Origin of the sequence: Nostoc cf. edaphicum LEGE 07299, from assembly GCF_015207245.1 — a bacterium.
In the GTDB taxonomy this organism is placed as follows: Bacteria; Cyanobacteriota; Cyanobacteriia; order Cyanobacteriales; family Nostocaceae; genus Nostoc; species Nostoc edaphicum_B.
This window is the reverse complement of the sequence record NZ_JADEXF010000137.1, coordinates 1-7,517: the sequence shown is the minus strand read 5'-3', so window position 1 is coordinate 7,517 and position 7,517 is coordinate 1. Positions and strand designations below refer to the sequence as shown.

The 7,517-nt window shown below is 43.6% G+C and carries 6 protein-coding genes; 4 read left to right on the top strand and 2 right to left on the bottom strand.

The genetic code is table 11. From position 1 onward, the window contains the following. Positions 1–226: 226 nt before the first annotated feature. Positions 227–2,440, bottom strand: coding sequence for a phosphoketolase family protein (locus IQ229_RS06065; RefSeq protein ID WP_194042153.1), 2,214 nt, complete (start codon positions 2,438–2,440; stop codon positions 227–229). A gap of 411 nt (positions 2,441–2,851) precedes the next feature. Between IQ229_RS06065 and IQ229_RS06060 the strand changes: the two genes are divergently transcribed. The 3 genes from IQ229_RS06060 (at position 2,852) to IQ229_RS23745 (ending at position 5,118) form a co-directional block, all read left to right on the top strand. Next, complete coding sequence (locus IQ229_RS06060) at positions 2,852–3,307, top strand: response regulator (RefSeq protein ID WP_194042151.1); 456 nt, start codon at positions 2,852–2,854, stop codon at positions 3,305–3,307. Between the two features lie 132 nt (positions 3,308–3,439). Continuing rightward, positions 3,440–3,688: a hypothetical protein gene (locus IQ229_RS06055; RefSeq protein ID WP_194042149.1), complete on the top strand. Its 249-nt coding sequence runs from the start codon at positions 3,440–3,442 to the stop codon at positions 3,686–3,688. A 26-nt stretch (positions 3,689–3,714) separates the two neighbouring features. Beyond that, the gene (locus IQ229_RS23745) at positions 3,715–5,118 is read left to right on the top strand and encodes a HAMP domain-containing protein (protein WP_228013217.1); all 1,404 of its coding nucleotides are present in this window, start codon (positions 3,715–3,717) and stop codon (positions 5,116–5,118) included. Positions 5,119–5,232: 114 nt separating this feature from the next. Here the strand turns inward: IQ229_RS23745 and IQ229_RS06040 are convergent, their stop codons facing one another. Next, on the bottom strand, positions 5,233–6,219 hold the full coding sequence (locus IQ229_RS06040) for a methyltransferase domain-containing protein (protein ID WP_194042147.1): 987 nt from the start codon (positions 6,217–6,219) through the stop codon (positions 5,233–5,235). A gap of 196 nt (positions 6,220–6,415) precedes the next feature. On the opposite strand from IQ229_RS06040, the gene IQ229_RS06035 reads away from it, so the two are divergent. Next, on the top strand, positions 6,416–7,517 hold a 1,102-nt coding region (locus tag IQ229_RS06035; protein ID WP_194042145.1), incomplete at its 3' end, for an NAD(P)/FAD-dependent oxidoreductase.

Below are 7,517 nucleotides of genomic sequence, written 5' to 3'. Positions count from 1 at the left end.
CAGCAAATCTACTCCCATTTTTCCTGCCTCCTAACTTCTCTTCAATAAAAAACGCAAATATACGCATTCCGACGCAATTTTCAGCGTTTCTATACGTATAAATGCGATAAAAGTAGAAACAATTCCAGCTTTATTTAATGGGCGTTGCTAAATCTAGGGATGAATGTCTCAGGCAAAGATGGAAAGGAAAATTTAATAAAATTATCCCCCATTTATGCAACATTATTTAATGCACTAATGCGATCGCACGTTTCGTCAACGCTTCAGCTGTCAATCCATTAAACGCCATCAACTCGCCAGCACTGGCTGTAGTTTCGCCACGTTTCCATGCAAAGGTATCACGCTTGGCTGTACTCCGTAACAAAATCGGTTCCAGCATACCCGCAGCACCACCTGTCACCGCAATTAACGCATCACCATCAAATAATTCGGCAAATGCTGCATCATCCAAGAAACCGCCTTCGGGTTCAGAACAGGTATCCCACGCAGTATCATGGCTACGGTACAATTGCCGAGGATTGATCACAGAAACAATCTTGGCACCAATACCTTCAGTTTCCAAGAAAGCAGCAGCTTCAAATACTGGCATTAATGTCATATCGCCAATTACAGCAAATACAACTTGTTTATCGCCAGCAACTTCATGTAATAGTACTGCACCATCGCGCAACCCTTGACGAGTTTGTTCTATAGTTGTGCGAATTTGTAACGGCGATTTACTTGCAGTAATCACAATTCCCTTATTCTTAGTTTTTAATGCCCAGTCATAACAGACTTGGATACTGTTAGCATCAGGGGGAAATAATGGGAAAACATTACCATTTCGCATCAACGAAGCAAAGTAAGCTTCAATTTCTGGACGTTGATGAGTCCAACCGTTGCGTCCTTGCTCTAATGCACCTGCTGTGAATAAAGTAATAGTCGAGGGTGTGGGACGGCGCAATTCTGCCATTGATTGGGTTACAGTTTGCCAAATTGGTAATCCGTTGATGGCAAAAGATTCGTAAGAACACCACAAAGTTCTCGCACCCATTAATGCTAAACCCGCAGCTAAACCGGCACAAGCATCTTCACTCAATGGTTCATAAACTTGTCCGTTTGGTGCTTGGTTATATAAGTCGTCGGTTGTCGGGTGGATAATCTTTAATGCTTGGTTGATGTTGGCAATTCCAGATGCTTCGTTACCATCGGCGTTGGTGACGAGGAAATTCCGATCTTTTTTTCCAACTATTCCTACCAATCGTCCCATTGCGGTTGTGGAAACTTTTGGTTCACCTCCAACTGCATATTCTTCTAAAGGTAATTCGCCTAAATCTGGTAATGGAAATTCAAATTCTGTCACCACAGTTTTTGCTGCTGGGCCACCACCGGCGCGTTCTGCATTTGTTCTAACTAATTGCCAAGCTTCCGCAGACAAAGCACGGGTTTGCAATGCACTAACAATATGCGGTGCATCCAGCGTATCTTTAGGATAAAGGTTGTGAGATTTCGCACCGCGCGCGTGGACTCCTGCACCTTTGAGTTGTTTAATAATGAAGACGGTAAGCTTACCACCCAGTGCCGATCGCGCTGCTTTATCTACACCCGAAAGTACTGCTTGAGTAAATTCTAGGCGTTTCTCAAAAGAAAAGGCGGTACTATCAACGTAATCTCCTGGCTGATTTTGATCGTCAAAATCTTTGGCATCCACTAACACCACTTCATCAAAACCGTTACCTTGCCAATATGCCTGCATCTGTTCGTTGGTTTTCAGGGAAACCATGCTGTGGTGTTCTTGGCTGTAACCGTTCCACACCAACACCGGTAAGAAGTTGGTGACAGCAGGGTAAGCAGTATGGAAGTGAGCGATCGCACTTACAATATAAGGCTCACCCAATCCACCATCACCAACTGTAAAGGGGAACAACTTATCTTTGTGCAACAGTGCAGCCGCCATTGCAAAGTGTTGCCCTTGTCCCAAAGGCCCCGCAGGTGCGAGAATACCGGGGATGTAACCGGAAAGGTGTCCTAATAAACCGTGCTTTTCTCGGAAGCGATCGCGCAATTGTTGGACTGTAAAAATTCCCATGTCCTCTAGCGAACGATCCAAGAACATGGCACTATAAAATCCGGGGGCGTGGTGTCCCACTTCGGTAATAATGTTCTTGTATCCCAGCATGACAAGAGATGCGTAAGCTTCCGCTTGGCTGGCGAATCCGCCGGGATGCCCAGAAGCTTTACTAGCAGTAACTTGTAAAGTCAGGTATCGTAAGGCATCGGCAGCAAGTAAAGTTTGATAGACAGCTGCTTTGTCTGTGGGAGATGCGATCGCTACTTTGCCCGACTCTATAGCAGGTGTTGCACCATAAGTTTCAAAATCTGGTAAAGCTTCACCAAAATATTGAATCCCTTCCGAAAAATTGGGAAGCGCTGAAGATGCCTTTGCGGAGATTGCAGTCATGCTGAGTACCTTTTGACGATTAAGTGAAACTGTCTGACTTTTCACGGTATCTGGGGAACCTCTCTTCTATTTCTCTCTCCTAAAAGGAGAGAGACTTTGAATTTTCCCCCTTCCCGCGACGAGTTGGGGGTTAGGGGGTTAGGTTTTTGGTGGACTTTTCCACATAACGTGAAAAGTCAGAACATACCGTGCCCTTATTTAAAAAGTTTTTCTACGTTTTATGTAGTAGTTAATCAATTTATTTAGTAAATCAAACATATCTGCTCATAGTATAAGAATAGAACCTAGTAATTTTAACCATTTAATGGTTCTCTGCTACTTTTTCTTTAGCCTATCCGGTTGTCTCGTTCCCTTAAGATTACGGTTTTTTTAGATAGCTTTGCCCTTAAAGCCCTAATCGCAGGTCTTATTATGAATTTAATCAATGACTTTTGCTTGGCAGTTGGGATACTCAAAGGTGTACAAGTACTCGTTGTAGACAACGATCGCGATAGTAGAGATTTGTATGCTTTTTTACTCGAAGATTTCAGCGCAAATGTGATTACCGCTGGTTCCATAAAGGAAGCTTTAGAAATCCTGAGTTGGTTCACACCCAACATTATTGTCTGTGAGATTAGGTTTTTAGGTGAAAGTATTTATACATTGCTAAATACATTGAATGCTATAGAGGCAGACAATGGTAAGCATATCCCAATCATTGTGGCTTCAACATCTGCCACAGGTACTTGTGACCAAATTCCAGATGTAGAGTTTGAAGAATATTTAGTTAAGCCATTCGACCTAGACGAATTTGTTTCTATAATTGTGAATCAAGTACAGGAAAATGTGGCGGAAAGTTTTTGCACCGAACTACTAGTTGCAAACTAGTAGGTAAGTTTAAGTATCTGCGTTGTTTAACCGCCTTGAAATAAATTTCTAGACTGCATAGCTAAAACCCTTGCTCAGGTTACAACTGTAGGCTAGACACAGCCTACAATATAAGCACATGGGTTTGAGCGAATGACAAGCTGTGCCCACAAAAATTACAAATATACTTATTCATCCACCTTTGAACTCCGTTCATCCACCTTTGAACTGGATGAATCCATATCAGAACTCCGTTCATCCACCTTTGAACTGGATGAATCCATATCAGAACTCCGTTCATCCACCTTTGAACTGGATGAATCCATATCAGAACTCCGTTCATCCACCTTTGAATCTCAAACCATTCCCCAGTCTCCAGCCCATGATCCCCAATTGCGATAAACTGTCTCAAATGGGGAGGGGTAATAATGAGCAGCATCACCAACCATCGCCGCGATCGCAGGTTTGGAATTAAAATAACAAAGCTGTTTTCAGGTTGGCAGCAAGTATTTGGAGAAGCACGCACCCGGATTTTGCTCTGGTACTTGCTGATTTTGGGGATAACATTTCTCATCGCCATTCCTGCCTTTCGCTATAAGCTCTACCACCGCATTGATGAGCGGGTTCGTCAAGATATGGTAGAAGACATGGCAGCTTTCAATGCCTTAATTAAAGGTGAAACCTTTGCTACAGAGGATGTGCTGACTGAGGACGATCCAGAAGACGTAATAATTGGCCCAGAGAAATTGAAATGGTTGCTGGCTGGAAAAAAACAAATTGCTCCTCCCACTTTCAAAGAAGATTTGATTAAGCTTTTTAGAGCTTATCTGTTATATCGACTACCAGAGGATGACTCTTATTTCATCACCTTCCTTGATGGGAAATTTTATAAATCTAGCCCTAGAGCGCGTTCCAAACCACTTGCCAAGGACTCACCACTCATGCAACGGTGGGTAAAACAAACTAAATCAGAACAGGGAGAAAAAGAATTTTCTGACCCGGATCTTAGTAAAATCCTTTACATGGTGGAACCGATTAAAATTAATGGACAAACGCAAGGTGTCTTTGTTGTTGCCCATAATACAGATGGTGAGCGGGCAGAGGCACTGGAAGCAGTTTCCGTAATTATTGAAGTTTCTAGTTTAGTGTTTGTGGTGTCATTGATTCTGGCATGGTTGGCGGCGGGACGGGTGCTAGCTCCTCTACGGACAATTACTACCACTGCCCATGCAATTAGTGAGTCAGATTTAACTCCTAATAATTTATCACCAATCGAGATTAAGACAGCACAAGCTCAATTATTCAATTTTATGCATGGCTCGTCGGTTTTTTTGATGGATGACTTTCTCAATGACATCAGCAAGCTTGTGAAAGTTACAGCCAAGGAGTATCAGCAAGCAAAACAGGAACTACAAACGGCGGAAAAATTACGCTTATATATTATCGTCGGTAGCCAGTCACTATCAATTGCGATCGCCACATTACTAGCAATTTACACCAGCCGCGCTATTGCTCGTCCCATTCAAGCTGTTACCCATATTGCCCAACAGGTTACAGAAGAATCTAACTTCGATTTACAAGCACCCGTCACGACTAATGATGAAGTTGGCATTTTAGCTACTTCCCTCAATCGTCTTATCCAGGAAGTTCAGCAACTCATAAAAGCTCAAAAGGATAGTAACGAACAGCTAGAAGTATATAGCCAGATTCTAGAAAAGAAAGTGCGCGAACGGACGCAGGAGTTAGATGAAAAAAATCAACGCTTAGAATTGGCGTTAGCAAAACTGCGTCACACCCAAGCACAAGTCGTGGAAAATGAGCAAGATAACTAGGGATTACCCACATTTTTGTAACAGGGGAAATATCCGGTTCTCCCCCAAGGCATGGGGGGAGTTATATTATGTCCGGTTAATTAGTTATAACCGTCTCTAAAACTAACAAGGCTATCAGGAACTGCTAACCAAACTATACTGCTTAGTTGATTTCTGCAACGAGTTAGCTCTGATTGCGCGGAACATCCCAAATCGGCACAGACCAGCACTGAATGCTAGCCGCATCAGTAAAAGGGTAGGTACTTCTCGCAGAGATTTAATAAAACCAGATAGACCAAAACGCACCAATCCCTCTGGTCGAGTCACTCCTTGCCAGATGGAATCTAGCCAAGAAGGAAGTGTTTGCTTCGTCCAGTCTGTCGTTATCACTTCCCCCTCGACTAATCCCGTTGCTGCTAAAAGCTCACAAAAGCCTTCAATACTGGAAAAAGCGGGATGCGACCACTGATCTAATAGTTGCCGCATTACCCGTTTCTCCCAAAAATTGAGCGGTTTTTGGCGATCGTCTCTCTGATTCCAGTCGGCTAAAACCATGACTCCACCGGGTTTTAGCACCCGTATCAACTCTCTGGCAAAAATGGCTTTATCTGGCATGTGTGGCCCGGCTTCAATCGACCAAACTACATCAAAACTAGCATCTGGGAAAGAAAGTGCCATAGCATCATCCACAAGAAACTGCACATCGAGTCCCTCTTGGGTTAACTGCTGGGCGCGTTGGACTTGTTGGGGACTAATGGTAATACCTGTGACTGCAAAACCGTAATCTCGTGCCAAGATGCGACTGCTACCTCCAATTCCACAGCCAACATCTAAGACAGTAGTGCCACGGGGTAATTTATCTAAACCACCCCAACGTACCATTTCATGCACAAAGTCAGATTTAGCAGTGAGAAAATCCTTTCGTTGTGGTGGCGAACCATAATGACCTAAGTGGATATGTTCACCCCAGTAGAATTCCAAAATACCGTCTTCAGTCCATTCATCATAGGAATTGGCTACGGAGTTAGATGATTGATAAGGCCTCGCAGTAATTAGATACAACGCTAGCAAGAGCGTCATTAGTGCCAAAAAAACTCCCAGCGTCGAAAAAAGCCAACTCATGGAAATAAAACCTTAATCTTTTCTAACAAGTTTATCCAATTGTTAGACTGCAAGCTGTCCAATTTTCTCACCGAAGCAGTGTTGAGTTAGCGATGTTAAAACCATTCATACAAATGGAGGGTTTTGAAACCTAAACTTTCAGTTACCCTAAAGTTAGTTGCCTAATTAATATTGATTGTTCCATAACATAGAATAGATGACTGAACAAACTTCTAGAATTTGTATCCTTGGTGGAGGCTTTGGTGGTCTCTACACAGCCCTGCGGTTAAGCCAATTACCTTGGGAATCTACACAAAAACCCGAAATTGTTCTGGTAGATCAAAGCGATCGCTTCCTATTCTCTCCTTTACTTTACGAATTACTGACTGGCGAACTGCAAACCTGGGAAATTGCCCCACCCTTTGAAGAACTTTTACAAGGCACAGGGGTGCGTTTTTATCAAGGTGTTGTGTCTGGAATTGACATCGACCAGCAACGGGTAAATATTCAAGAAGGCCCGGAAATCCCTTATGACCGATTAGTGCTGGCGCTAGGAGGTGAGACACCGCTAGATTTAGTCCCTGGTGCGGCAGCCTACGCCTACACATTCCGCACCATCTCTGATGCCTATCGTTTAGAAGAACGCCTGCGATTTTTAGAAGAATCGGATGCTGATAAAATTCGGGTAGCGATCGTTGGGGCTGGCTACAGTGGTGTAGAGTTAGCCTGTAAATTAGCCGACAGACTAGGAGAAAGAGGACGCTTTCGGATTGTTGAAATCGCCGACCAAATTTTGCGAACTTCCCCAGAGTTTAATCGGGAAGCAGCAAAGAAAGCAATAGATGCCCGTGGTGTATTTCTTGACTTAGAAACCAAAGTCGAATCAATCGAGCAAAATAGCATTTCCCTAGAGTACAAAAACCAGCTAGATACGATTCCCGTGGATTTGGTAATTTGGACTGTAGGAACTAGGGTTGCGCCCGTAGTAAAATCTCTTCCTCTCAAGCAAAATCAGCGCGGTCAAATCACCACTACATCCAATCTGCAAGTCCTCGATCATCCAGAAATCTTTGCCTTGGGAGATTTAGCGGACTGTCATGATGCTGAAGGACAGCAAGTCCCCGCTACGGCACAAGCGGCTTTTCAGCAAGCTGATTATACTGCTTGGAATATCTGGGCAACTCTGACTAATCGCCCCCTCCTTCCTTTCCACTACCAACAGTTAGGAGAAATGATGGCATTAGGAATAGACAACGCTACTCTTACTGGTTTGGGAATTAAACTAGATGGCCCCTTGGCATACGTCGCCCGCCGTGCTG